Source organism: Mycobacterium sp. Dal123C01 (genome assembly GCF_052566995.1).
This window is the reverse complement of the sequence record NZ_CP199580.1, coordinates 2,989,325-3,014,907: the sequence shown is the minus strand read 5'-3', so window position 1 is coordinate 3,014,907 and position 25,583 is coordinate 2,989,325. Positions and strand designations below refer to the sequence as shown.

Annotated in this window: 27 protein-coding genes and 1 tRNA gene; 12 read left to right on the top strand and 16 right to left on the bottom strand. The window is 65.1% G+C overall.

Going from position 1 to position 25,583, the window contains the following annotated elements; translation table 11 throughout:
* Positions 1 to 149: 149 nt before the first annotated feature.
* Positions 150 to 1,058, top strand: coding sequence for a cyclopropane mycolic acid synthase CmaA2 (cmaA2, locus tag ACTXG5_RS14400; RefSeq protein ID WP_445159465.1), 909 nt, complete (start codon positions 150 to 152; stop codon positions 1,056 to 1,058).
* Between the two features lie 11 nt (positions 1,059 to 1,069).
* On the opposite strand, the gene ACTXG5_RS14395 is transcribed toward cmaA2, so the two are convergent.
* Positions 1,070 to 2,578: an adenylate/guanylate cyclase domain-containing protein gene (locus ACTXG5_RS14395; RefSeq protein WP_445159464.1), complete on the bottom strand. Its 1,509-nt coding sequence runs from the start codon at positions 2,576 to 2,578 to the stop codon at positions 1,070 to 1,072.
* A gap of 57 nt (positions 2,579 to 2,635) precedes the next feature.
* Positions 2,636 to 3,094 carry a MarR family winged helix-turn-helix transcriptional regulator gene (locus ACTXG5_RS14390; RefSeq protein ID WP_445159463.1) on the bottom strand — a complete coding sequence of 153 codons (459 nt, stop codon included), beginning with the start codon at positions 3,092 to 3,094 and terminating at the stop codon, positions 2,636 to 2,638.
* A gap of 107 nt (positions 3,095 to 3,201) precedes the next feature.
* Between ACTXG5_RS14390 and ACTXG5_RS14385 the strand changes: the two genes are divergently transcribed.
* The 3 genes from ACTXG5_RS14385 (at position 3,202) to ACTXG5_RS14375 (ending at position 4,811) form a co-directional block, all read left to right on the top strand.
* Positions 3,202 to 3,576 (top strand): DoxX family protein, encoded by a 375-nt coding sequence (locus ACTXG5_RS14385; protein WP_445159462.1) that lies wholly within the window; start codon positions 3,202 to 3,204, stop codon positions 3,574 to 3,576.
* A 113-nt stretch (positions 3,577 to 3,689) separates the two neighbouring features.
* The gene (locus ACTXG5_RS14380) at positions 3,690 to 4,076 is read left to right on the top strand and encodes a hypothetical protein (RefSeq protein ID WP_445159461.1); all 387 of its coding nucleotides are present in this window, start codon (positions 3,690 to 3,692) and stop codon (positions 4,074 to 4,076) included.
* A gap of 42 nt (positions 4,077 to 4,118) precedes the next feature.
* A complete protein-coding gene (locus tag ACTXG5_RS14375; RefSeq protein ID WP_445159460.1) occupies positions 4,119 to 4,811 on the top strand; it encodes a cutinase family protein in 693 nt (230 codons plus the stop codon).
* 40 nt (positions 4,812 to 4,851) lie between these two features.
* Here ACTXG5_RS14375 and ACTXG5_RS14370 read toward each other — a convergent pair whose 3' ends face one another.
* The 3 genes from ACTXG5_RS14370 to ACTXG5_RS14360 form a co-directional block, all read right to left on the bottom strand.
* Complete coding sequence (locus tag ACTXG5_RS14370) at positions 4,852 to 5,112, bottom strand: hypothetical protein (RefSeq protein WP_445159459.1); 261 nt, start codon at positions 5,110 to 5,112, stop codon at positions 4,852 to 4,854.
* A 170-nt stretch (positions 5,113 to 5,282) separates the two neighbouring features.
* Positions 5,283 to 5,558 (bottom strand): YdeI/OmpD-associated family protein, encoded by a 276-nt coding sequence (locus tag ACTXG5_RS14365; RefSeq protein WP_445159458.1) that lies wholly within the window; start codon positions 5,556 to 5,558, stop codon positions 5,283 to 5,285.
* A 21-nt stretch (positions 5,559 to 5,579) separates the two neighbouring features.
* Positions 5,580 to 5,819: a hypothetical protein gene (locus ACTXG5_RS14360; protein WP_445159457.1), complete on the bottom strand. Its 240-nt coding sequence runs from the start codon at positions 5,817 to 5,819 to the stop codon at positions 5,580 to 5,582.
* Positions 5,820 to 6,002: 183 nt separating this feature from the next.
* Between ACTXG5_RS14360 and ACTXG5_RS14355 the strand changes: the two genes are divergently transcribed.
* Positions 6,003 to 6,773, top strand: a complete 771-nt coding sequence (locus tag ACTXG5_RS14355; protein ID WP_445159456.1) for an enoyl-CoA hydratase — start codon at positions 6,003 to 6,005, stop codon at positions 6,771 to 6,773.
* 5 nt (positions 6,774 to 6,778) lie between these two features.
* On the opposite strand, the gene ACTXG5_RS14350 is transcribed toward ACTXG5_RS14355, so the two are convergent.
* The 8 genes from ACTXG5_RS14350 to ACTXG5_RS14315 form a co-directional block, all read right to left on the bottom strand.
* Positions 6,779 to 7,678 (bottom strand): bile acid:sodium symporter family protein, encoded by a 900-nt coding sequence (locus ACTXG5_RS14350; protein ID WP_445159455.1) that lies wholly within the window; start codon positions 7,676 to 7,678, stop codon positions 6,779 to 6,781.
* Positions 7,679 to 7,870: 192 nt separating this feature from the next.
* Positions 7,871 to 8,293: a hypothetical protein gene (locus ACTXG5_RS14345; protein WP_445159454.1), complete on the bottom strand. Its 423-nt coding sequence runs from the start codon at positions 8,291 to 8,293 to the stop codon at positions 7,871 to 7,873.
* Positions 8,294 to 8,456: 163 nt separating this feature from the next.
* The gene (locus ACTXG5_RS14340) at positions 8,457 to 9,290 is read right to left on the bottom strand and encodes a mycofactocin-coupled SDR family oxidoreductase (protein WP_445159453.1); all 834 of its coding nucleotides are present in this window, start codon (positions 9,288 to 9,290) and stop codon (positions 8,457 to 8,459) included.
* A gap of 131 nt (positions 9,291 to 9,421) precedes the next feature.
* Positions 9,422 to 10,243, bottom strand: a complete 822-nt coding sequence (locus ACTXG5_RS14335; RefSeq protein WP_445159452.1) for an HpcH/HpaI aldolase/citrate lyase family protein — start codon at positions 10,241 to 10,243, stop codon at positions 9,422 to 9,424.
* Positions 10,240 to 10,761, bottom strand: coding sequence for a MaoC family dehydratase (locus tag ACTXG5_RS14330; protein ID WP_445159451.1), 522 nt, complete (start codon positions 10,759 to 10,761; stop codon positions 10,240 to 10,242). The genes ACTXG5_RS14335 and ACTXG5_RS14330 overlap by 4 nt, the downstream gene beginning before the upstream one ends.
* On the bottom strand, positions 10,761 to 11,924 hold the full coding sequence (locus tag ACTXG5_RS14325) for an acyl-CoA dehydrogenase family protein (protein ID WP_445159450.1): 1,164 nt from the start codon (positions 11,922 to 11,924) through the stop codon (positions 10,761 to 10,763). Before ACTXG5_RS14325 ends, ACTXG5_RS14330 begins: the two co-directional genes overlap by 1 nt.
* Positions 11,925 to 11,930: 6 nt before the next feature.
* Positions 11,931 to 13,916 (bottom strand): acetyl/propionyl/methylcrotonyl-CoA carboxylase subunit alpha, encoded by a 1,986-nt coding sequence (locus tag ACTXG5_RS14320; protein WP_445159449.1) that lies wholly within the window; start codon positions 13,914 to 13,916, stop codon positions 11,931 to 11,933.
* Between the two features lie 5 nt (positions 13,917 to 13,921).
* Positions 13,922 to 15,523, bottom strand: a complete 1,602-nt coding sequence (locus ACTXG5_RS14315) for a carboxyl transferase domain-containing protein (RefSeq protein WP_445159448.1) — start codon at positions 15,521 to 15,523, stop codon at positions 13,922 to 13,924.
* Positions 15,524 to 16,241: 718 nt separating this feature from the next.
* Between ACTXG5_RS14315 and ACTXG5_RS14310 the strand changes: the two genes are divergently transcribed.
* The 4 genes from ACTXG5_RS14310 to ACTXG5_RS14295 all read left to right on the top strand — a co-directional run bounded on the left by ACTXG5_RS14310 (position 16,242) and on the right by ACTXG5_RS14295 (position 19,263).
* Complete coding sequence (locus ACTXG5_RS14310; protein WP_445159447.1) at positions 16,242 to 17,174, top strand: alpha/beta hydrolase fold domain-containing protein; 933 nt, start codon at positions 16,242 to 16,244, stop codon at positions 17,172 to 17,174.
* Between the two features lie 21 nt (positions 17,175 to 17,195).
* Complete coding sequence (locus ACTXG5_RS14305) at positions 17,196 to 17,687, top strand: hypothetical protein (RefSeq protein WP_445159446.1); 492 nt, start codon at positions 17,196 to 17,198, stop codon at positions 17,685 to 17,687.
* Positions 17,688 to 17,754: 67 nt separating this feature from the next.
* On the top strand, positions 17,755 to 18,399 hold the full coding sequence (locus ACTXG5_RS14300; RefSeq protein WP_445159445.1) for an SACE_7040 family transcriptional regulator: 645 nt from the start codon (positions 17,755 to 17,757) through the stop codon (positions 18,397 to 18,399).
* A gap of 69 nt (positions 18,400 to 18,468) precedes the next feature.
* Entirely contained in the window at positions 18,469 to 19,263 is a 795-nt protein-coding gene (locus ACTXG5_RS14295; protein WP_445159444.1) for an MmpS family transport accessory protein, read from the top strand.
* Here the strand turns inward: ACTXG5_RS14295 and ACTXG5_RS14290 are convergent.
* Entirely contained in the window at positions 19,260 to 20,600 is a 1,341-nt protein-coding gene (locus ACTXG5_RS14290; protein WP_445159443.1) for an MFS transporter, read from the bottom strand. The two genes, ACTXG5_RS14295 and ACTXG5_RS14290, sit on opposite strands and share 4 nt — an antisense overlap.
* Positions 20,601 to 20,689: 89 nt before the next feature.
* Here ACTXG5_RS14290 and cmrA point away from each other — a divergent pair, with 89 nt between their 5' ends.
* Complete coding sequence (gene cmrA, locus ACTXG5_RS14285; RefSeq protein ID WP_445159442.1) at positions 20,690 to 21,493, top strand: mycolate reductase; 804 nt, start codon at positions 20,690 to 20,692, stop codon at positions 21,491 to 21,493.
* Between the two features lie 88 nt (positions 21,494 to 21,581).
* Here the strand turns inward: cmrA and ACTXG5_RS14280 are convergent, their stop codons facing one another.
* Entirely contained in the window at positions 21,582 to 23,147 is a 1,566-nt protein-coding gene (locus ACTXG5_RS14280) for a helicase HerA-like domain-containing protein (protein WP_445159441.1), read from the bottom strand.
* 105 nt (positions 23,148 to 23,252) lie between these two features.
* On the opposite strand from ACTXG5_RS14280, the gene orn reads away from it, so the two are divergent.
* Together orn and ACTXG5_RS14270 are read left to right on the top strand one after the other, a co-directional pair.
* A complete protein-coding gene (gene orn / locus ACTXG5_RS14275; RefSeq protein WP_445159440.1) occupies positions 23,253 to 23,900 on the top strand; it encodes an oligoribonuclease in 648 nt (215 codons plus the stop codon).
* Positions 23,901 to 23,936: 36 nt separating this feature from the next.
* Positions 23,937 to 24,012 (top strand) — tRNA-His (locus ACTXG5_RS14270).
* Between the two features lie 165 nt (positions 24,013 to 24,177).
* Here ACTXG5_RS14270 and ACTXG5_RS14265 read toward each other — a convergent pair.
* On the bottom strand, positions 24,178 to 25,374 hold the full coding sequence (locus tag ACTXG5_RS14265) for a L,D-transpeptidase (protein WP_445159439.1): 1,197 nt from the start codon (positions 25,372 to 25,374) through the stop codon (positions 24,178 to 24,180).
* Positions 25,375 to 25,583 lie beyond the last annotated feature (209 nt).

The following is a 25,583-nucleotide window of genomic DNA, read 5'->3' as shown; positions in this document are numbered from 1 at the left end:
CCATCCGAAGGGCAGGTGGCGACGAATCGCTTGGAAGCGCCGGTTCGGGTGGCGCTAGTTTGGGGGGATCGGGGTCGCATGCGGGGCGGTTAGCTCCTGCCCGACCCGAGATCGGCAACCGTATTTCCAGCCTGTTGAGGGGGTTTCGTATGAAGACGTCCGGTGGCGACCGCGTGTCTGAGAATCTTTCACCGCCTATCGAAGCGGTGCAGTCGCATTACGACCGTTCGAATGAGTTTTTCAAGCTGTTCCTCGACCCGTCGATGACCTACAGCTGCGCATACTTCGAGCGTGACGGCATGACCCTGGAAGAGGCCCAGTACGCCAAGCGAAAACTCGCGCTGGACAAGCTCAACCTCGAGCCGGGCATGACGCTGCTCGACATCGGTTGCGGTTGGGGCTCGACCATGCGGCATGCGGTCGCTGAGTACGACGTCAACGTCATCGGGCTCACGCTCAGCGAAAACCAGCTCGCCCACGACACCGCCAAGTTCGCCGAGATGGAGGGCAGCCGTCGCAAAGAGGTGCGGCTGCAGGGCTGGGAGCACTTCGACGAGCCGGTCGACCGCATCGTGTCACTGGGCGCGTTCGAGCACTTCGCTGACGGCGCCGGCGACGCCGGGTACGAACGGTACGGCGTGTTCTTCAAGAAGTTCTACAACCTGATGCCCGATGACGGCCGGATGCTGCTGCACACAATCACCATCCCCGACCCGGCGGAGACCCAGGAGCTCGGCCTGAAGATCACGATGACCCTGGTGCGCTACATCAAGTTCATCCTGACCGAGATCTTCCCCGGCGGCCGGTTGCCGAACGTCTCCCAGGTCGATCGCTACTCGGCGGACGCCGGCTTCAAGGTGGAACGCCACCACGTGATCGGGGAGCACTATGTGCCGACTCTGAACGCGTGGGCCGCTGCGCTGGAAGCGCACAAGGACAAGGCCATCGAGCTGCAGGGGCAGCAGATGTACGACATCTACATGCATTACCTGACCGGCTGCTCGGACCTGTTCCGCGACGGTTACACCAACGTCTGCCAGTTCACGCTGGTCAAGTAGTCGACAAGGACCTACCCCTCGTGGTCGAGGCCGAAGACCTGCACGGCGGCTGACTTACCTTTCAGGGCATGCGATCCCCGGTCGATAAGGCCGGGCGGTCGAGAAGTCAGGGCGTCGACGGTGTGATGGGTGAGCAGGATCGCGTCACCGGTGGTCTTGGTGAGCTGCTCGACGCGGGCGGCGACGTTCACGGTGTCACCGATCAAGGTGAACTCGAGCTTGCCTGCGCCGCCGATGGTTCCGGCGATGACCACACCGGTGTTGATCCCGATGCCGATCCGCAGGGCGCCATCGAAGCGCTCGGCGACGAGGCGGTGAATTCCAACAGCGGCGCTCACCGCGGCATCGGCATGGTCGGCAAGATCGTTGGGGGCGCCGAAGACCGCCAGAGCGCCGTCGCCGAGGAACTTGTTGACGTGCCCACCGGCCTCGACGACGGCCGGCACCACGATCTCGAACAAGGCATTGAGCCGGGCGACGGTGTCCTCGGCGGAGTTGGCCTCGGCGAACGGGGTGAAGTCGCGGACATCGACGAACATCAGCGTCACCTCGCGGCGCTCGCCGGTGAAGATATCATCGCCCTGCTCAAGCAGTCGCACCGCCAGGGCCGGGTCGACATAGGTGCCGAACGCCGCCTGAAGTCGTTGCCGCTCAGCCAAACCCGCCTGCATCCGGTTAAACGACGCCGCGAGCGCGCCGAGGTCGTCGTCCTGGACAACCGGCAGGCGCTGGCTGTGGTCCCCTGCCGCAACACGTTCGGTTCCTTCGGCAAGGTCGCGAATGGGCCGCAAGGACGGTGTGAATACGGCGGCGACGGTGATCGGCACGGCGAAGCCAATCGTCAACACGCAGCCGGTCACGACGGCGAGCACCGGGGCGTCGATGGCCCGCGCGAACACGGCCGCCCACATCGCGCCTCCTGTGGCGAACGCGAACGCGACCGCGAGCACGGATATCTTCGACCACCCAGCGAAAGTCGGTCGAGAGCGGGGCAAGGCGTCACCGATCCCCGTGTCACCGGCGATGGAGACCCGGACTGGCCGTAGCGCTCCTTCCACGTAGCTATGCACAGGAATCAGGTTGAGCGCTGCTCCAACGGCGGCGCCCAAAATCGCGTACTGAACGAGCCGCGCCTCGCTTGCCCCGGCCAGCGCACCAACACTGACGAGCAGCAGTGCGGCCCAAATCGTGCCGACCCCGACAGCTCGGACCACCGCCCCACGAGCGTAGGCATAGGTCGAGTCCAACGCCCTCGCCGGATCGACCTCCTGGCCGGCGGCCCACTGCTCAGCAAGGCGGAGCCCGCCCCGGCCGGGAAGAATCACTAGGTAGTCCATGAACAGCATGGCTGCGACGGTGACGGCGGCCGCCTCGACATAGCAATCAGACTTCTGAAAAGCGACAACAACAAACGACCACGCAAGGAACACCGGAAGCCCCACGGTGTGGGTTACCGCGAAGCACGCCCACGAGTAGCTCGCACCGTGTCGATCCCAAACCCACTGCCAAATGCGCTCCATTCCCGGAGACTAAAACAGCTAGTCACCCTCTTGGGCACTTAAATTGGGGAAGCGCCCTCAGCGGCAATCGGAAGCTCCAGGCAAAGTGGCGTCAGGGGCGATGCGTAGTAGTAGATCTGTCAGCTGCGCAACCTGACTAGGCGTCAGCCGATCGAACACGTGTGAACGCACCGCCACCACGTGGCCGGGCGCCGCGGCACTCACTTTCTCAAAACCCTTGTCAGTCAATATCGCATCGGTGAGACGCCCATCGCCAGGCTTGGGCTGTCGACGCACATAACCGGCTGCCTCTAGGCGCTTCACGACGTGCGACAGCCGGGACAGCGACCCATTGGTCACGACCGCCAACGATTTCATACCCAACGTGCGAGTGGGCTGTTCGGCAAGGACCCCAAGCACCCGGTACTCATATTGATTCAGATTCGAATCGCGGCGGAGTTGCGCATCAAGCGCGGCAGGCAGCGTGAGCAGGACGCGCACGAGTTCGAGCCAGGCTGTGCTCTCCGCTTCGCTCAACCACCGAGTTTCCTCAGCCATTCAACGACCCTAGCTGAGTTGACGCTTCAAGTAGGCAGCGATAGGTTGACTTGAAGCGTCAAGTGGGTTGTATGAGAGGCGGAAGCATGAACGTCACGTTGTGGGTCCTGCAAGGTGTACTCGGCGTGGCTTTCGCCGGGGCCGGACTGATGAAACTGGCCCTCGACAAGAAGGTCCTCGCCGACAAGGGAATGGGCTTCGTTGACGAGGTTTCCGCGGGGTTCGTCAAGGCGGTGGGGGCCGCCGAACTCCTCGGCGCCATCGGCGTGGTTCTACCGGCGATTGTGCATATTGCGCCCATCCTCGTCCCAGTGGCGGCTACCTGCCTCGCGATCGTGATGGTCGGCGCGATCGTTGTTCACATTCGTCGCGCCGAGCGCGCTGCAATCCTTGCGCCGGCAGTGCTTTTGGTCATGGCGGCGGTTGTCGCATGGGGCAGGTTTGGCCCTTACGCGTTCTAGAGCGTTCACCACAGAACTCTCTATGTGTTTGCCCAAAAGGGGTCCGCGGGAGCGTTGCGGAGGACTACGGTCGCGAATTACCTGTTCATCCCAACGCCCGAGAGGTGCGGACCATGAATCGCGCTCTTTTGCTGGCAACGGCCGCGACGGTCGCCATCGGCACGGCGCCGCTGGCGATGGCAGACCCAGCGAGCCAACCAGTTCCCAACATGGCCAACAATGCGGTACTCGGACAGCCCTGCAATACCACCACCGGTCGGTTCATCTTCGGCTACGACGCCAGCGGCAAGGTTCTCGCCTGTGGCGGGTCCGGACGTCCCGGTATCTGGGTTGATCCCGGGACGCTGGTCGGAGTTCGGCAGATCGGCTCGAAGTGCGTGGCCGAGATCCATACTCTTGCTCCCGACAACACTGGGCTATTTACTGCACAGTCACCCGATGGTGTCGCTCTGTTCTGTGCTTACCCGACCGACACCTGGGAACCGCGACCGTATCGGTAAGGCGACCCTTAGTCGCGCGGCACGATATGCCAGCATTGAGGCGTGAACGCACGCCATTTCGCTCGCACGCTGGGTACCGCAATGCTGGCAACCTGCACAACGCTGATCAGCGCACCGATCCTCATTGCCCCCGCGTCCGCTGCCCCTTGCCCCGACGTCGAGGTGACGTTCGCCCGCGGCACCAACGAGGCACCCGGTGTCGGTGGGGTCGGACAGGAATTCATCGATTCACTGCGCTCGCAGCTTGGGAGTCGAACCCTCGGGGTGTATCCGGTCAACTACCCCGCCGGTGAAGATTTCGCCCCGTCGGCATCCGCCGGCGGCAGCGATATCCACGCCCACGTTACGTCGATGGTTGCCAACTGTCCCAACACCAAGCTGGTGCTCGGTGGATATTCCTTGGGCGCCATGGCAACAGATCAGGCCACCATCGCCCGAATGCCGATCGCGGGCTTGATCCCCGACATACTCACGGCGGACGAAGCTGCGCACGTCGCGGCGCTGGCCCTCTTCGGTAATCCGTCGGACAGATATCTGGGGGGACCGGTCAGCGAGGTCAGCCCGTGGTACGGCCCCAAGGCCATTGACTTGTGTGCGCCCGGCGATCCGGTGTGCACTCCGGGCGGGGCGCTGGCGCTGCCTTCTCATGACGAGCTGTTTTCGCCGGTGCATCTGTCCTATAACGGGTCTGGAATGCCCAGTCAGGCAGCGACTTTCGTCGCGAGCCATCTCTAGCCCGGTTCCGGCCGGCTGCCGCACGTCTAGATGACGAGCGCTACGGAGGCGGAGGCGGACCCGGTGGCGCGCCCGGCTCCGGCGGCGGGTCAGCGGGATATGGCGGCGGGCCGCCCGGCACCGGATGCGCGCAGTCGGGCAGGAACATGATGGTCTGCCCCACCGTCGTCCAGGTGATCCCGCACGCCAACGGCAAGACCGCGGGTGCATTAGCGCCAGCAATCGGCACCGCGAGCATGGCGGTAACCAGCGCTGGACGGATGAGATGGGAGACGAAATTCAATACTCCCCCGCCCGTCATTCGGCGGATTTTGGGTCGTCTCGCGATCGCGTCGGCCATCGAATCTTTTCCGCTCTGCAGAGGGGTAATCTCCAAGCCTGAAATAGACCGCGGCTAAACGCAACTCGAAAAAAGCCCTGGAACCGTCACCGCCGACGACGATTTGTAAAACTGTTGTCGGACAGCCTCTTTCAAGATTGCGGGCGGCCAGTGCGTTCGCGGTGCTTGCAACCAGGCCAGCAGCAGGGCCGGCGCTGACCTTCTTCCAGCTCCTCCTGAGTCCGGCGAATGCGCCGCTGCCGCGTCGCCTCTTGCTTGGCGTCTTCGACCCAACAGATGAACTCGTTGCGCGCCAGGGGTGTGATGTCCTTCCAGGCGGCGAGTGCGGTCGAGTTGGCGATCAGTGCCTCGTGCAGGTCGGCGGGCAGCTTGTGCACGACCCCGCCGGGCAATTGTTTCGCGCTCACACGGCCTAGATTAGCCACCGACTACGACCCCGGGGTGTACTGCCAGACCAAGCCGTGGTTTCCGTTCTGCATCCGGTCACACCTCATCAGGTGTCCGTCGGCGTCGCGCATCGCCGCGTGGCGCAGGGAGCACGGGTGGTCCTGGACCGGCGGGTTGGCACTAGCGATACCGAGGCCGAGTGCGGTCAAGCCCGCCGCAATCGACGAGACGAACACCCACCTGATGGCTTGAGTTTTGATGCTGATCGTGGTCGCGCTCATTGGTCGCCCCTCGTCGTGATGCCGCACTGGTGTGTTCAGCATCGGCAGCGGGGCTTGACGGATCCTCAACGAAGTCTTGGAGCACGCAGCATCCGAGTTCGAATGGCCACCCTCGGGGGCATTCCCCGACGTCGAAGTACCCTTTAGCTCGCCCAATGACGTCGCCGACCGCGGAGGTGCCCGATGGCCCAGTCCGATTTCGTCCTATTCAGCGTGGACAATCGCGTCGCGCTGATTACCGTCAACGACCCCGATAGGCGCAACGCGCTGACCGGCGAGATATCGGCACAGCTGCGCGCGGCCGTCGAGCAGGCCGAAGCCGATCCCGGCGTGCACGCCGTCGTCGTCACCGGGGCGGGTAAGGCGTTTTGCGCCGGCGCGGACCTGAGCGCACTGGGGGCTGCGGGATCCGGAGCCGCGGCGTCGGGTCTGCAGCAGCTCTACGACGGCTTCATGGCCGTGGGCAGCTGCACGCTGCCCACCATCGCCGCCGTCAACGGCGCTGCGGTCGGCGCGGGCCTGAACTTGGCCCTGGCCGCCGACGTGCGCATCGCCGGGCCTGGCGCACTGTTCGACCCCCGTTTCCAGAAGCTGGGGCTACATCCAGGCGGCGGAGCGACCTGGATGCTGCAGCGGGCGGTCGGCCCGCAAGTCGCCCGCGCGGCCCTGCTGTTCGGCATGCGCTTCGACGCCGAATCCGCTGTCCGGCACGGGTTGGCGCTCAGCGTTGCCGACGATCCGGTCGCCGCGGCATTGGAGCTCGCCGCCGGACCCGCGGCCGCTCCGCGCGAGGTCGTGCTGGCCACCAAAGCCACCATGCGCGCCACCGCCAGCCCGGGGGCGCTGGACAATGAGCACCACCAACTCGCCATGCACACCGAGCTTGGGCCGCAGGTGTCCTCGATCCAGTCACCGGAGTTCGCCGACCGTTTGGCCGCGGCGCGGCGCAAGTAACGCCGCTAGACCCCTGTTTCGCTCACGACGGTGTCGGGCTGGGCCTTGACACGAAACCCAGGGTCCAGGCGGCGGACCCCGACGATGAACGTGATGGCAATGAAGGGTGCGAGTGCACCGTAAATCAATGCGGGAGTTGCCATTTCGGCGCTATTGAGCAGTTGCGGGCTAAGCGCCACGCCCAGCGCCACCACAGTGTTGTGCAGTCCGACCTCGAGGCTGACGGCAGTCGCCTGCGGGGGCGCCAAACGCATCAAGCGTGGCACCAGGTACCCCACGGTCAAGCTGACCACGCAGAAGGAAACGACCGCCCCGCTCAGCACGCCGAAGTTGTGCCATAGCGTCGTTCGCCCCCCGGCGATTGCGGAGACGACGACAACGATCAGCACCGCTGCCGCGACTATCCTGACGGGTCTTTGCAGTCGCTGGGCAAGCTCGGGAAAGCGGTGCCGTATCGCGATACCGATCGCGGTAGGGATGAGCACCAGGGCGAAGACCATGGCGAACTTGTCCAGCTGTAGCGGAATGAAACGTCCCTCGCCGAGGAACCAGGTCATCGATGCCGCCAAGATCGCCGGCAGGGCAAAGACCGACAACGCAGCGTTGATCGCGGAAAGCGTGAGATTGAGCGCCAGGTCCCCGTTGAACAGATGGCTGAGGATGTTCGCCATCGTCCCGCCCGGAGTGGCGGCCATCAGCATGAGCCCGACCGCCAGATGCGGCTCAAGATGGAAGGCTTCGGCGATCAACAGGCACAGGGTTGGCAGGACCAACGACTGGCAGACCAGCGCTACGGCCAGCGGCCGCCGCAGGGTGGCGGCCCGCTTGAAGTCGGCCACGGTGAGCGTCAGCCCGAGCGCGAGCATGATGACGGCAGCCGCCAACGGGAAGTACTGGTTGCCCATAACGCTCCACGGTGTCGTTGCCCGGCCGCCGTCGGTTTGATCGGCGCGAATCGTCAGCTTGCCTTATACAGCAGCTATCCGGGCAACCAGCCGGCGGACATCACGTGACGTCGCGGCCGCGGCGTTCCCGCGCAGACGACTCAAAACCCCTGAAATCCCAAGGACTTCAGGGGTTTTGAGTGTCAGAATGCGTCAGGATGCCGATTTAATGGTGATCTGGTCAACCTGCGTGTAACCGGGCGGGTTGCCGCAAGCTCCCATGATGTAGGTGTGTGCAGACGTGCCGGTAAGGGAATTGGGATCCCACGCCGTGTGAGTGTTCGTGCCGTAGATGGTGTAACTACCGTCCGGGCAACTGACGTTGCTCATCGTGTCCATGACCCATTGACCGTCGACGAACCGGGCTTGGCTGGCGCCCAATCCGGCTTTGATCCAGAGGCATCCGTCACCGCAGGAGTTAATGGCCCAGGTGTTGTCAATGGACTTGCCACTTGGCGTTGTCACGGTCTCGGTGTAGCTGCCGCTCATCGTCGGTGTAGCCCACGCTGTGCCGGCTGACCCGACAGCCAAACCGGCGCAGATAGCGATTGCGGCAAAGCCCCGCGCGATGGTCATGGTCTTGTTCCTTCCGTGGAGCCAATCGGTGCAGCAAAGCACCTGTTATGTGGTGAATCAAAGATTACGACAGATTTGCTGACTGGGCGTTCGCGAATGTTTCCGCTTTTTTGCGATCTCGTTAAGACGCGAAACACTGGGTCCGCGATGGCGCCACGGGTCGTTATTTTACGGTGTAGCCCGCATCGACGGGAAGTGTGACACCGGTGACATAGCGGCCGGATTGCCCACACAGATAGACCATTGCTTCGGTCACATCGACAGCTTCGATCATCGGGACCGGCAAGAGGTTCTCCAATGCTTTGTTGCCCTCGGGATACTCGGCCATGCGTTGCGCGACCGCCTCATTGAGAAGCATCGGTGTGGCCACTCCGCAGGGATGCACGGCATTGACGCGAATGTTCTTTTCCGCGAGCGTGGTCGCGAAATACCGCATGAGACCGACGACGCCGTGTTTGGCGGCGTGATAGCCGGCAAACCCGTGGTTTCGCACACTGAATGTCGGGCACATACTGCTCAGGCCGGCGGCTGAGCTCGTGATGACGACGGCACCGCCCTCGCCGTGTTCGACCAGAGCGGGCAATGCGGCCTCAACCGTGTAGTACACCCCGTTGAGAAGAGTGTCGACGGCGCTGACGTATGCGCCCATCTCATTGCCCTGCTCGCCGAAAGCGGGCAATATCCCCGCGTTGGCGAGCACGAAATCGACCCTTCCCAGCTCGGCGACGCCAGTGGCGACGACGGCCTTGAGCCGTTCGAAGTCCCGGACGTCACCCTGTTCGGCGACGATGCGGCGGCCTGTCTTTTCGACCAGGTTGACGGTCTCGTCGAGGTCCTCGGGTGTGGCCATCGGGTACGCGACGCTGTCGATCTGATCGCACAGATCGAACGCGATAATGTCCGCGCCCTCTTCGGCGAACCGAACCGCGTGCGAACGGCCCTGCCCGCGCGCGGCGCCAGTAATGAATGCAACCTTGCCGTCAAACTGCATTGCCATTCTTCCTCCGAGCGCTCGACGGATCGTGACAAGGGCGAATCCGAGTATCCGCGCATCAATCGGGACTGGCGGCGCTTTCCGTCGTTTTCCAAGAACGGACAATTCGGTGAATTTGTGAGGGCCGGCCGGCCTTACCCCGCCGCGGATTCTCCGGCTCGCCGGACCAGTACCGCCGCGTGCTTGAGCACCGGCGAGTCGACCATCTGCCCTTCGAAGGCGAACACCCCGCGCTCATTCTGCGCCGCCGCCAACACCCGTCGTGCCCAGTCCAGCTTCTCCTCGGTGGGGCGAAAGGCCTCGCGCACCACCGCGATCTGGGTCGGGTGAATACACACTGTTCCGGCGAAGCCCAGAGCGACGGCGTCTTCGGCCTCGGCCCGTAAGCCCTCCAGATCCCGGATGTCCAGATGCACCGCGTCGAGCGCAACCCGGCCGAACGCGGATGCCGTGAGCAGGGCCGTCGACCGCACGTGATGGGCGACATCCCGGTACGTGCCGTCGGCCTTGCGGCTCGAGCTGCCGCCGAGCGTGGCGACCAGGTCCTCGGCACCCCACATCAGCGCCACCGTGCCGTGCGCCGCGGCGATCTCGGTCGCGAACACCGCGCCGCGTGGCGTCTCCAGCAGCGCGATCACGTCACGCGGCGCCAGTGCCGTCACCTGCCCCGCCGATTCGGTCTTGGACAGCATCACCGTCGTATAAGCGGTGCCGGCGAGCGCCTCGAGATCGCGCGCGTATTCGTCGGTATCGGCCGCGTTGATCCGCACCACGGTGCGCTCTGGGTCCAGCGGGGTGTCCTGCAACGCCTTGCGGGCGGCGGGCTTATCCGCCTCCGCGACGCCGTCCTCGAGGTCGAGAATCACCACATCGGCAGCAGCGGCGGCCTTCCCGAAACGCTCGGGGCGGTCGGCCGGGCAGAACAACCACCCGGGGCCGGCGGCACCGAGGTTCATCGGGGCTCCTCCCCGCTTATTTCGGAGGCTGGTCGTTTCTGCACCAAGGTGGTGCGGACCGCGCGCGCAACGATATCGCCGTGCTGGTTGCGGCCGGTGTGCTCGAGGGTGACGATGCCTTCGCCGGGCCGGCTCTTCGACTCGCGCTTGCCCGTGCACACGGTCTCCGCATACAGGGTGTCCCCGTGGAAGACCGGCTTGGGGAACGAAACTTCCGAGAAGCCGAGGTTGGCCACGATGGTGCCGAGCGTCAGCTGCGTGACCGACAGCCCCACCAGCGTCGAGAGGGTGAACATCGAATTCACCAACCGCTCGCCGCGAAAGCCCGGCTGTTCGGCGGCCCATGCCGCGTCGAGATGCAGCGACTGGGTGTTCATGGTCAGCGTGGTGAACAGCACGTTGTCGGCCTCGGTGGCGGTGCGGCCGGGCCGGTGCAGGTAGGTGGTGCCGATCTCGAACTCCTCAAACCACAAGCCGCGCTGGACAACCGATTTGCCTGCTTGGTCCGGCGAGCCCATCAGAGCCCCAGCGATCGCGCGATGAGCATGAGTTGCACCTCGGTGGTGCCCTCACCGATCTCGAGGATCTTGCTGTCGCGGTAGTGACGCGCCACCGGGTACTCGTTCATGAAGCCGTATCCGCCGTGAATCTGGGTAGCGTCGCGGGCGTTGTCCATCGCCGCTTCCGACGCGATCATCTTCGCGATCGCTGCCTCCTTCTTGAATGGCTTGCCCGCCAACATCTTTGCGGCCGCATCGTAATAGGCCGTGCGCGCGACATGCGCACGCGCCTCCATCCGGGCGATTTTGAAGCTGATCGCTTGATAGGAGCCGATCGGCTGGCCGAACGACTGGCGCTCTTTGGAGTACTTGACGCTCTCGTCGACGCAGCCCTGCGCCGCACCGGTCGACAGTGCGGCGATCGCGATGCGGCCTTCGTCCAGGATCGACAGGAAGTTCGCGTAACCACGTCCACGCTCACCGAGCAGGTTCTCCTCCGGGACCCGGGCGTCGGCGAAGGACAACGGGTGGGTGTCGGATGCGTTCCAGCCGACCTTGTTGTAGACCGGTTCGACGGTGAATCCCGGTGTGCCGTTGGGCACGACGATCGTCGAGATCTCCTTCTTGGCATCGCTGATCGTCCCGGTCACCGCGGTGACGGTGACCAGTGAGGTGATGTCGGTGCCCGAGTTGGTGATGAACTGCTTGGATCCGTTGATCACCCACTCGCCGTTGTCCAGTTTGGCCGTCGTGCGGGTACCACCGGCGTCCGAACCCGCGCCCGGCTCCGTCAGCCCAAAGCCGGCCAGCGCGCGGCCGGCCACGAGATCCGGCAGCCACTTTTGCTTCTGCTCGTCGGTACCGAACCGGTAGATGGGCATCGCGCCCAGGCCCACCCCGGCCTCCAGCGTGATCGCCACCGACTGGTCGACCTTGCCGAGTTCCTCGAGGACCAGCGCCAGCGCGAAGTAGTCGCCGCCCATGCCGCCGTATTCCTCGGGGAACGGCAGGCCGAACAGCCCCATCTCACCCATCTTGGCGACGACCTCGTATGGGAAGCTGTGCTCCTCATCGTGTTTGGCCGACACCGGTGCAACCACCGTGCGCGCAAACTCGGCGACGGTGGCGCGAAGATCTTCGTATTCCTTGGGTAACGTTCCCGCGGTAATCGTTGTCGTCATGATCCTCTAATCCTTGCTCTCTTCGGACTCTGGGACCAGGCGGGCCAGCACCTGGTCAACCGTCACCTGATCGCCGACCGACACCAGCAGCTCCACGCGTCCGGAAACCGGTGCGGCCAAAGAGTGTTCCATCTTCATCGCCTCGACGACCACGACCACGTCGCCCTCCGACACTTCGGCACCGGAGTCGACCTGCACGGCGATCACATTGCCGGGCATGGGACTGAGGACCTCGGCCTGCCTTGTGTCGGCCGCGCGGTGAATCTTGGTCTCCTCGGCCTCGCGCAGATGCCAGGTTCCCCGGTCGTCCGCGATCCACAGATGGCGGTCGGCCTCCGCCCACCGGTACTCGCGGCGCGAACCGTCCAGCGTCGCGATCATTTGTCGTCGCTCGACTTCCACACTCGCCGTGAGGGTCTGGCCGTCACCAACCTGTACCTCGGCGGCGGCCGGCAGGCCCCACACCGACACCGTCTCGGTGCGCAGCGGGGTTCGCATCGCGGTGCGCACCGGCGCTGCCTCAGCGCCGACACGCCACCCGGTCGGCTCGGCCCACACGTTGCCCCGCGCCCGGCGGGCCAACGCCCACTGGCGGTACAGACCGCCCGCCGCGAGCACATCGTCGGGCGCCGGCAGCGGCGCGAAATCGGGCAGCCGCTCCTCGAGCAATGCGGTGTCCAGGTCGCCGGCCCGCACCCGCTCGTCGGCGAGCAAAAAGCGCAGGAACTCGATGTTGGTCTGCACACCGAGAATCGTCGTCTGCGCCAGCGCCCGGTCGAGTACCGCCAGCGCCTCGTCACGATCGGCCGCGTGGGCGATCACCTTGCTCAACATCGGGTCGTAATCGCTACCCACCACCGTGCCCGCAAGCAGCGACGAGTCCACTCGCACATTGGCACCCGAGGGTTCGAAGACGTCGAGCACCCGGCCGCCGGTGGGCAAAAAGCCGCGCCCCGGATCCTCCGCATAGACCCGGGCCTCGATCGCGTGACCGCGCAGCTCGACGTCGTCTTGGGCGAAGGCGAGCTTCTCGCCGGCGCCCACCCGTAGCTGCCACTCGACGAGGTCAAGCCCGGTGATCGCTTCGGTGACCGGGTGTTCCACCTGCAGGCGGGTGTTCATCTCCATGAAGAAAAACTCGTCGGGCCGCTCGGCAGAGACGATGAACTCCACCGTGCCGGCGCCGACGTAGTCGACGCTGCGGGCGGTGTTGCAGGCCGCGGTCCCGATCCGCGCACGGGTCTGCGGATCCAACAGCGGTGAGGGTGCCTCCTCGATGACCTTCTGGTGCCGCCGCTGCAGGCTGCACTCACGCTCGCCGAGATGCACGACATTGCCGTGGGCGTCGGCAAGCACTTGCACCTCGATGTGTCTGGGCCGCAACACGAATCGCTCCAGGAACAGCGTGTCGTCGCCGAATGCGGAGGCGGCCTCCCGGCGCGCGCTGACCAACGCTTCGGACAGCCGGGCCGGGTCTTCTACGAGCCGCATGCCCTTACCACCGCCGCCGGCCGATGGCTTGATCAACACCGGATAGCCGATCTCTGCGGCCGCGCCGACGAGCTCGTCATCGGTCAGTCCCGATTTCGCCACACCGGGTACCACCGGCACATCGAAGGCGGCGACCGCGTTCTTGGCGGTGATCTTGTCGCCCATCACCTCGATCGCGCGGGTGGGCGGACCCAGGAACACCACCCCGGCGCGTTCGCATGCCGCGGCGAAATGGGCGTTCTCCGAAAGAAACCCGTAGCCCGGGTGGATCGCCTGGGCTACGGTGCGTGCCGCGGCGGCGAGCACCTTGTCGATATCGAGGTAGCTCTCGCGTGCGGGTGCGGGTCCCAGCCGGACCGCCGCGTCGGCTTCCTGCACGTGTCGCGCGTCGACGTCGGGATCGCTGTAAACGGCGACGGACCGGATTCCCAACCGACGCAGGGTCCGGATCACCCGCACGGCGATCTCGCCGCGGTTGGCCACTAATACCGTCTCAAACACTGCACTCACATCCGGAAGACGCCATAGGAGACCGGTTCCAGGGGTGCCTGGGCGCACACCGAAAGGGCGAGTCCGACATATGTTCTCGTGTCGACCGGGTCGATGATGCCATCGTCCCAGAGCCGGGCCGTCGAATAGTACGGGTTGCCCTGGTCCTCGTATTGGGCGCGAATCGGCGCCTTGAACGCCTCTTCCTCGTCGGTCGACCAGGGTTTGTCCGCCGCGCTGAGCTGCTCGCCGCGCACCGTGGCCAACACGGAGGCGGCCTGCTCGCCGCCCATCACCGAGATCCGGGCATTGGGCCACATCCACAAAAAGCGTGGCGAGTAGGCGCGACCGCACATCGAATAGTTGCCCGCGCCATAGGATCCGCCGATTACCACGGTCAGCTTGGGCACCCGGGCGCAGGCCACGGCGGTGACCATCTTGGCGCCGTGCTTGGCGATGCCGCCCGCCTCGTAGTCGCGGCCGACCATGAAGCCCGCGATGTTCTGCAGGAACAACAACGGGATCTTGCGCTTGTCGCAGAGCTCGATGAAATGCGCTCCCTTGAGTGCGGATTCGCTGAACAGCACGCCATTGTTGGCGATGATCCCGACGGGGTGGCCATGGATGCGCGCGAATCCGGTCACCAGCGTCTTGCCGTATTTGGCCTTGAATTCGCTGAATTCGCTGCCGTCGACCAGCCGCACGATGACCTCGTGCACGTCGTAGGGCACGCGCGGATCTGGCGGAACGACATCGTAGAGCCCGGTCTGCGAATGCTTGGGTTCGACCGCGGGTCGCACTTCCCACGGGCTGGCCTCGCGGGGACCAAATGTGGCCGCGATCGAACGCACGATCCGCAGTGCATGCTCGTCGTCGTCGGCGAGATGGTCGGTGACCCCGGAGACCCGCGAGTGCAGGTCGCCGCCGCCGAGGTCCTCAGCCGAAACGATCTCTCCGGTAGCGGCTTTGACCAGTGGCGGCCCGCCCAGGAAGATCGTGCCCTGCTCGCGGACGATGACGGCTTCGTCGCTCATCGCCGGCACGTAGGCGCCGCCCGCCGTGCACGAGCCGAGTACCGCGGCCACCTGCGGAATCTCCTTGGCGCTCATGGTCGCCTGGTTGTAGAAGATTCGTCCGAAATGCTCGCGGTCGGGAAATACCTCGTCCTGGCGGGGCAAAAAGGCGCCGCCCGAGTCGACCAGGTAAATGCAGGGCAGTCGATTCTGTAGCGCGACTTCTTGTGCGCGCAGGTGCTTCTTGACCGTTATCGGGTAATACGTACCGCCCTTGACGGTCGCGTCGTTCGCAACAATCACACACTCGCGTTCCGACACCCGGCCGATCCCGGTGATGATCCCGGCCCCCGGAGATTCGTCGTCGTACATCCCATTCGCGGCCAGCGGGGTCAACTCTAAAAACGGGCTGCCCGGATCGAGTAAACGATCTACCCGTTCACGGGGCAACAACTTGCCGCGGCTGACGTGACGCTCCCGTGCGCGCTCGTTGCCGCCCAGCGCCGCGGCCGCGAGCTTGGCGTTCAACTCACCGACCAGGCGACGGTGCTCATCGGCGAACGACGGTGCGGCCGTCACGGAAGCCTCCTCGCCGTCAAGCGACATTCAGTTAATGATCATTAACTCGGCGCTGAGAATACCATCGCGCGTGCTGCCGCGTCCAGGGACGGGCACCGCCGGTGGTGGGTCAGTTTGAACGCGTTGCCCGACGGCGCCGTGCGGCTGTTGTTTGTTGGGATCGGTAGCCGGAGCGAATGCAAGAATTTCGCACATGGTCGGCGATAACGCAGCGGCCCGACAGCAACGAAAAGGGCCACCATGAACACCACTCACACCCGGACATGGATCGTTGCCGCGGCGCTGCTATTGGGGGGTTTGGGTCCGGCCGGAGTCGAGCTGGCCGCAGGTACCGCTCAGGCCGCTCCATGTTCCATCTACCCCGGCCAACCGGCGAATTGCGCCCCGCCTGAGGGGCCCCCGGGCTGCTATAACTCCGGGATCTGCAGCCAGGAATGGTGTCCAACTATGGGCGCAATGCGGCGGATGCCCAGCTGGGACATGAGTGTCTGCCACACCTATTACTTCGCACCTAACTCTGGTCTCCCCGCGGAGATAATCCAAGGAGAGCCCCCGGGGTTGCTGGTTCCTCGTCAGGTTGTGCCCCACTGGTTATGCCCTGGGCAAGGCGCGGGCGGTTGTTGACCGCTGGCCGAACAATCCCGCCCGCAACGACAACGGACGTTTGCTTCCCTGCAGCGCCCAAATCTCTTACATTTCCGTCGGTCATCACCATCGAGAGAGCACCCTTACCCCAGGGGAAGTCATGCCCGACACGCCACCCCGTACTCACCGCGCCCGGTCCGGCTTTGCCGGACGACCTTCATTGCCGGCTCGGATCAGTGCGCCGACACTCGGGCTCCTACGCTCGACCGTCGGCCTGATCGGTGTTGATCTGGCCACCGTCGTGAACACCTTGATGGCTAGCCGCCGCCCCCCGCGGCGGACCACCCGGGGTGTGACCGTGGAAGACCGCGAGTTCGATGGCTGGGATCTATGCACGCTGCGCCCCAAGTCGCCATCGGGCAAACACGTGCTGGCCATCCACGGTGGCGCCTTTGTCTGCGAGGCCACCGTCTTGCACTGGCGCGACTACGCGACCATCGCTCGCCACACCGCGGCGACCGTCGTCGTGCCCCTCTACCCGCTCGCGCCGCACGGCACCGCGGGCACGGTCGTACCGAAGATGGCACAGCTGATCACCCGGATGGTCGGTGAACACGGGCCCGACAACGTGAGTATCTATGGCGACTCCGCCGGCGGCGGCATCGCGCTGTCCGCCGTGCAGGAATTGGTGCGGCGCAATGAAACCGTCCCCGCACGGATGGTTCTGCTGTCTCCGTTACTCGACGCCACCCTGAGCAACCCGGACATCGCGTTCATCAACGACCCGGTCCTTCGCGTGGATGTGCTCAAGACGAATTTCGCACTCTGGGCGGCGGGCCTCGACCTGGCCGATCCCCTCCTCAGCCCGCTGTACGGGTCGCTGAGCGGGCTTCCTGCCACCGCGGTCTACGCCGGATCCTTAGAGGTACTTGGCCCCGATGCCGTTGTGCTGCAAGAGAAATCGCTCGCCATACCGGGCGCCCACTTCACCTTCGACCTGCGCCGCGGCGAAATACACGACTGGGCGATGACCTCATGGCTGCCCGAGGCCCGCGCGGTGCGCTCCCAGATCTACCACCAGCTGGGTGTCTAGCAACGCCCGGGAAGGAAGACAATGAATCGCGATCAGATGGTCGAGTTGTGGGAACGGCACATGGCCTATGAATTCGCGCTGAAGGACGCCGACCTTGCGGTCTCCACCATGGTTGACGACGCGACCGTCATGCACTTGCCGACGATGAGCGGCGGCGCCGGGAAGGAGAACCTGCGGCGCTACTACGCCGACGTATTCATTCCCGCTATTCCAGCCGACACCAGCAACGAGCCGATCGCCCGGTCGGTTGGCGACGGTTTAATCGTCGACGAGTTGATCATGCGGATGACCCATGACCGGGACGTGCCGTTCCTCTTGCCAGGACTGGCACCGACCGGCGAAACAGTGGAAATACCTGCCGTCGTCATCGTGAAGTTCCGTGGCGAGCTGATGGAAAGCGAACGGCTCTACTGGGACCAGGCCGCAGTGCTGCGCCAGCTGGGCCTGGTCGACCCGAGTCTGCCGGTCGTCGACGTCGCCGAGGTGTCCGGATTTCTGCGAGGGCTGAGTTAATGACCAATAACTCGTGCTACGTTAGTGACGATTAACCGAAACTTGCGGACGTAGGCGGAGGGCCGTCATGACAGCGTCCACCCCGGACACCCCGCCCGGTCAATCCGAAGCGCCAAATCGCCGGAGCCAGTTGAAATCCGACCGGCGATTGCAACTTCTGGCGGCCGCCGAACGGCTATTCGCCGAGCGTGGCTTTCTCGCGGTGCGGCTCGAAGACATCGGTGCCGCCACCGGGGTCAGCGGCCCAGCCATCTACCGGCACTTCCCCAACAAGGAGTCGATGCTGGTCGAGCTGCTGGTCGGGATCAGCGCCCGACTGCTGGCCGGGGCCCGCGATGTGACCGCCCGCAGCACCGATGCCGCTGGTGCACTCGACGGCCTGATCGATTTTCACCTCGACTTTGCGTTCGGCGAGCCGGACCTGATCCGCATCCAAGACCGCGACCTGACACACCTGCCCGTGGCCGCCGAGAGACAGGTACGCAAAGCGCAACGCGAATATGTAGAGGTCTGGGTTGCCGTGCTGCGCAAGCTGGACCCCGCCCTGGCCGAAGCCGACGCCCGGTTGGCGGCGCACGCGGTGTTCGGGTTGCTGAACTCGACGTCGCACAGCTTGAAGGCGGCGGACAAGCCCGCCCGTGGGACGCGGTCGCGCGCCGTCATGCGGTCCATGACCGTCGCCGCGCTGGAAGGCGGAGGCCAGGTCCGCTGAACCGGGCCTCATCGGGCGAATCCACGCCCAGGCGCTCGGCACAGGTACCCTGCAATCTGTGAGGTGGACATGAACGATCCACGTCGACCCGGGCGATTTGGTCCCCCTCAAGCGGGGTCCGATCCGACCGGGCCGATTGGCCCGCGGAATGCGCCGCTCGCTGATCCGGCCTACGCCGACCAAGCGCCCTACGCACCTACCTACGGCGGGTATGCGCCCCAATGGACGCCGGGCCTGAACGAGACCAACCCCACCAGACGGCTGCCGGCGTACTGGGGGCAAGACCAGCCGCCGCCGGGCGGCCTGCCTCCCGAGGGCATGGCTCCCCCGCCGCCGCACGGTCCGAGATCGCCCCGCTGGTTGTTGATCGGCGCGGGCGCGGCGGTGCTGTTGGTTGTCGCGCTGTTGATCGCGTTGGTCCTCACCAACGGCACGAACAAGACGCAAACTGCCGTGCCGCCGTTGCCCGCCATGCCGGGATCGAGTGCGCAAAGCCCGACGCCTTCCCCCTCGACGCGGACGTCGCCGCCGTCACGGACCCTTGTGCCGGCGCCGCCGCCTAGCGGCTCGACCGGCCCGTCGGGCACCCCGGGCGCGATGCAAAGCGTCCTCTATAACGTCACCGGCGAGGGTCGCGCGATCAGCATCACCTACTGGGATACCGGCGACGTCATCCAGACCGAATTCAATGTTTCGCTGCCCTGGAGCAAACAGGTCAGCCTGTCCCAGTCGGCCGCTCATCCGGCCAGCGTCACCATCATCAACATCGGCCACAACGTCACCTGCACGGTCACTGTGGATGGGGTTCAGATGCGCCAACGCGCCGGAGCCGGCATCACCGTCTGCGACGCCGCCAGACGCTAAGACTGTTCGACGGCCGCGGCCTGCCGCGGCGGGACACGGACCACCAGCATCGCGAGCAGCCCGGCGATCAGTACCAGCGATATCCCGCCCAGCCCGGCGCGAACGGCGCCGAAGACGTCGACGAACACGGAGAACAGCCAGGGCGCCACGAACGCGACGGCCCGACCCGTCATCGTGTAGAGGCCGAACGCGACCCCCTCCCTGCCGTTATCGGCCATCTGCAGCAACAGCGCGCGCGCCGAGGACTGTGACGGCCCGATGAACAGGCACAGCGACAGCCCGCACGCCCAGAAGGCCACCGGACCCGAGAGCACCATCATGGTGAGCGCCATGGCGACGATCACCACCAGCGACCCGACGATGACCGGTTTGGACCCGATCCGGTGATCGACGAAACCGCCCACCACCGCGCCCACGGCGGCGACCACGCTGGCCGCCACACCGAATATCAGCACGTTGGCCTGCGAGATGCCGTACACGTTGACGCCCAACACGGCGCCGAAGGCGAATAACGCGGAAAGCCCGTCGCGGAAGAGCGCACTGGCGCCGAGGAAGTAGACCAGGTTGCGGTCACGCCGCCACTCCGCGGAGATTTCGTTCCACAGCTTGCGATAGCCGCCCAGCATGGTCGTCGGCTGGTACACCTCACCGGTGTCGGGCAGCCGGTGCGCGACGAAGAGCAACGGCAGCGCCAACACCGCCAGCCACACCGCGGCGGCCAGCATGGCCTCCCGGACGTAGAGCCCGTCGGCCACGGGCACTCGCAGCAGCCCTCGCACCGCACCAGGCCCGGAGCCGGAGCCGGAGATGAAGCCCGTGTAGATCAGCAACAACAGCACGACGCTGCCGAGGTAACCCGCCGCCCAGCCCAGACCGGAAATCCGGCCCGCCGTCTGCGGCGTCGAGAGCTGACGCAGCATGGCGTTGTACGGGACGCTGGCCAGGTCACCACACGCCGCCGTCGCGCCCAGCAACGCCAATCCGGCCCACAAGTACGCGGGGCGATCGTGGATCAGGAACATCGCGCAGGTCAGCGCCACCGCCAGCCCGGTCAACACGCTCAGGGCCAGCCGTCGGCGACGCGGCGACCCCACCCACACCCCGACCAGCGGCGCCAGCAGCGCGACCGTCAACCCGGCGAGCGCCCCGGCACGGCCCAACCAACTCTCCGGCGTGGTGCTGCCGGCTATGCCCACTCCCACGCTGCTGGTCAGGTAAACGGAGAACACGAATGTCGCCACGATCGCGTTCAGACCCGTTGACCCGCAGTCCCACAGCGCCCATGCCACCACCCGGGATCGCGCAATCCCGTCCGCCCCCGGTTCCGGCTGACCCATGCCCGGCACTCTATTTGTTTGGCCGACGGCCCGCCGCGCGCGGCTGCGGCCGCCGCCGGAAGGGTTCGGCGGCTGTCTACGATTGGCGCATGCCGGTACCCGCTCCCAGCCCCGAGGCACGCGCCGTTGTCACCGGGGCTTCGCAAAACATCGGCGAAGCGCTGGCCACTGAACTGGCCGCGCGCGGGCACAACCTGATCGTCACCGCACGACGCGAAGACGTGCTCAAGGACGTTGCCGCGCGGCTAGCCGACAAGTACGGCGTCACCGTCGAGGTACGACCGGCCGATCTGGCCGACCCATCCGAACGGGCGAAACTGTGCGACGAGTTGGCCGCCCGCCCCATCTCGATCCTGTGCGCCAACGCGGGTACTGGAACGTTCGGTCCGATCTCGGCGCTGGACCCGGAAGGCGAAAAGGCGCAGGTTCAGCTGAATGCGCTGGCGGTGCACGACCTTACGTTGGCGGTGCTGCCGGGCATGCTCGCGCGCAAGGCCGGCGGCATATTGATTTCCGGGTCGGCGGCGGGCAATTCGCCAATTCCCTACAACGCCACCTATGCGGCCAGCAAAGCCTTCGTCAACACCTTCAGCGAGTCGTTGCGCGGTGAGCTGCGCGGCTCGGGCGTGCACGTCACGCTGCTGGCGCCGGGACCGGTGCGCACCGACCTACCCGATGACGCGGAAAGGTCACTGGTCGAACGGCTGGTGCCGGACTTCCTGTGGATCTCGACAGAGCACACCGCGCAAGTCTCGCTGGATGCGTTGGAGCGCAACAAGATGCGCATCGTCCCGGGTTTGACCTCGAAGGCGATGTCGGTGGCCAGCGGCTACGCTCCACGAGCGATCGTCGCGCCCATCGTGGGCAGCTTCTACAAGAAGCTCGGCGGATAACGCCTGTCTAAGGCGGCCATTGGTCGCGAGCCTAACCTGGCTGCGAAAATCCACCCCACATTTCGCAGTGAGGTTAGGTTCGCGAGTGTCACTTACGGCCGCGGCCGGTACCGAAGATGTTGCGTACCGCTTCGCGTATCGCGGTGTTGATACCGCTTTTCACCGTCGGATTCTTCAGCACTTCCTCCCAGATGGCGGGGCCCTTGGGCTCGGCCGGCGCGGGCATGGGCGGTGGTTGCTCGTCCCGTGGCACCGGCGGATAGTCGGTCTCGCCGGGCCGCTGAGCTGGTGATGTCGAGGAGGCCGGCCGTGCTAGAGGTCCCGCGGGCTGCTGGATCGTCTGGCCGTACTTCGCCTGCAGCGGGCTGGATTTGGCCGCGGCGGTAACCGCTTCGATGCCGATGGCACCCATCAGCGACCGCGGCACTCGCATCCGCGTCCACGCAACCGGCGTCGGCGCGCCCTTCTCGGACAGCACGGTGACGACGGCCTCACCGATTCCCAGCGACGTCAACGCCGACTCCAGGTCGTAGACATCGGTTTTGGGGTAGGTGCGCACCGTCTTGGACAGCGCCTTTTGATCATCGGGGGTGAACGCCCGCAAGGCGTGCTGGACTCGGGCGCCCAACTGGGAGAGCACATCGTTGGGCAGATCCGTCGGCAGCTGGGTGCAGAAGAACACCCCGACGCCCTTGGAGCGGATCAGCTTGACAGTCTGCTCAACCTGTTCGAGGAACGCTTTCGACGCGTCGGTGAATAGCAGGTGAGCCTCGTCGAAGAAGAACACCAGCTTCGGTTTGTTCACGTCGCCGACCTCGGGCAGGACGGTGAACAGATCCGCCAACACCCACATCAGGAAGGTGGAGAAGATGACCGGACGCAGCGACTGCCCGCTGAACTCGAGCAGTGAAATGATGCCGTGGCCCTGGCCATCGACGCGCAGCAGATCGTGCGGGTCGAGCTTCGGCTCACCGAAGAACGTGTCACCGCCCTCGGATTCGAGATTCAACAGGGCCCGCAAGATCACGCCCGCCGTCGTCGACGACACCCCGCCAAGGGATTTCAGGTCGTCCTTGCCCTCGTCGCTGGCCAGGTGGCTGATGGCGGCACGCAGCTGGTCCAGCGTGACCAGCGGACGGTTGCCCTCATTTGCCCAATGGAAGATCAGGCCGAGCGTGGACTCTTGAGTAGCATTGAGTCCCAACACTTTTGATAACAGAACCGGGCCGAAACTGGCCACGGTCGCCCGTATCGGTACCCCGACCCCGTCGGTGCCCAGCGACAAGAACTCCACCGGGAATCCGGTCGCCGCCCAATTGTCGCCGGTGTCTTTGGCGCGCGCCGTGGTCTTGTCGTTGGCCTCCCCCGGCTGCGACAGGCCCGACAGGTCACCCTTGACGTCGGCCATCAACACCGAGACACCTGCGGCGCTGAGCTGCTCGGCGATCAGCTGCAGCGTCTTGGTCTTGCCGGTGCCGGTCGCTCCGGCCACCAGACCATGCCTGTTGACGGTCGCCAGCGGGATGCGAATCTGCGCGCTCGGGTCGACTTCGCCGTCGATGACGACGGTGCCCAATTCCAGCGCCTGGCCGTCGACGGCGTAGCCGCTCGCGATCCGTTGCGCGGCCCCGTCGGCCGCAGCCTCGGTGGTCATCCTGCGCCGCCCCTCTCCCGCCGAAGTTGCACACTTCAGCAACGCTCAACACTACTTGCCAGGGGGCGGCATCCACAGGGCTCATGTGGGCTTACGCTGAGCGCTGTGCATGACGAATTGGTGTGGATCGACTGCGAGATGACCGGGTTGGATCTGGGTTCGGACAAGTTGATCGAGATCGCCGCCCTGGTCACCGATGCCGATCTGAACATTCTCGGCGATGGTGTCGACGTGGTGATCCACGCCGACGATGCCGCCCTGTCGTCGATGATCGACGTGGTTACCGAAATGCACACTCGCTCGGGGCTGATCGACGAGGTGCGGGCATCCACCGTCGACCTGGCCGCCGCCGAGGCGATGGTGCTGGATTACATCGGCAAGCACGTGAAGCAACCCAAGGCAGCGCCGCTGGCGGGCAATTCGATCGCCACCGATCGTTCGTTCATTGCGCGCGACATGCTCGCTTTGGACTCGTTTCTGCACTACCGGATGATCGATGTGAGCTCGATCAAAGAACTCTGCCGTCGCTGGTACCCGCGCATCTACTACGGGCAGCCGACCAAAGGGGTCACCCACCGGGCGCTGGCCGACATCCGCGAATCCATCCGCGAGCTGCAGTTCTATCGGCGGACCGTGTTCGTGCCCTTGCCAGGGCCTTCTACCAGCGAAATCGCGGCGGTGGTCACCGAGCTAGAGGGCGAAGAGGGCCCACCGGCAACAATCGATTCGGCCGCCGAGCCACCGAACCGCTAGTATCGACAGTCGCCGCGTGTTCGGCTCGCGGCCATGGTGGGTGTAGTTCAGTTGGTAGAGCGTCAGGTTGTGATCCTGAATGTCGCGGGTTCGAGTCCCGTCACTCACCCCACAGGTCAGAGGGGTGTCTAGCCCCTCTGACCTTTTGTTTTGGTAGCGCCATTGCCGATTCGAGGGGCCACAGGAATCGGCACGCGTCGATCGTTGACCCGACGCCCAATTGCCACCTATTGCGTTGCGGCGCAACGACCTTGCGATGTCAGCATCGACGCTGGCGTCAGGTGTTGGCGTTGCCCGCTTTCCACTGCGGCCAGGGGATGTTCCAGTCACCCAGACCCTCGGTGCCCGGAAGGGTGGACCCGACCGTGTTGACGACCTCGACGATGTCCCCGCTCTTGCTGTGGTCGTAGAACCACTCGGCATTGCTCGGGCTCACGTTCAGGCAGCCGTGGCTGGTGTTGGTATGGCCTTGCGCGCCGACCGACCACGGCGCGGAGTGCACGAATACGCCGCTGTAGGACATCTGCGTGGCCCAGTCGACTTCGGTGCGATATCCGTTGGGCGAGTTGACCGGAACCCCATAGGTCGACGAGTCCATGATGATGTGCCGGTACCGGCCACCGATGATGTAGAAACCGTTGGCCGTCGGGGTGCTGTCCTTGCCCATCGACGTCGCCATGGTCTTCACGACTTCACCGTTGACCCGGACGGTCACCATCTTGGTGGTGTCGTCGGCGGTCGAGATGACCTCATCGCCAATCGTGAAGTGCGTCTTGACGTTGTCTTCGCCGAACATCCCGTCGCCCAGGTCGACGCCGTAGGTGTTGACTGCCACGTCAACGGCCGTTCCCGACTTCCAGAAATGCTCAGGGCGCCAACGTACTTCGCGGTTGTTCAACCAGTAGAACGCACCCTCGACAGGTGGATTGGTGGTGATGACGATGGCCTTCTGGGCCGCGGCGCGGTCCGCGATGTTCTCGTCGAACCGGATCGCGACCGGCTCGCCGATTCCCACCGCCTCGCCATCGCCTGGAGCGACATAGGGCATCGTCAGGTGAGCAGGCGAACTGGTCGAGAAGCTCATCTGGCGGCTCGCAGCGCCACCGAGCCCGAGCGCCTTCACGTTGAGCGTGTAATGCCGGTTATAGCCCAGCTGGTCGGTGGTCGACCAGCGCAACCCATCGGGGCTGAGCTGGCCGTTGATCGGCCTGCCGTTGTCGTTGACCATCGTGACCGACGCCAGCACGCCATCGGCAACGTTGACCGTCACCGGCGAATCGACAGTGACACCGACAGCACCGTCCGACACCGAGGAAGTGAGCTTGGGGACCAGCAGGTCGGCAAACGGTGTGCCCTTGTCGAAGATGACCTTCGCCGGCGCGGCGCTGTGGCTACTGCTGCAGGCGACACCGAACACAGCAAACATCACCATGGCTACAACGAGCCACGATCGACGTCTGCGCAAAGGCGTCATCAAGTGACCTTCCAAATTATTCTGCTTATGTAGGTCACCGCTGACCTTGAATGGTTGCAAGCATTCTAATGGGTTCCGGGCCGTCCCCATGGCAACAATGGCTCGTTTAACCAGCCCGTGACCTTAAGCCAGGAGCACGGCGGTACGCAAGGCAAAAGGCTCGCCCGCGACTCAGCCTCTACACTGGGATGGTCTACGGATTTCGTTCG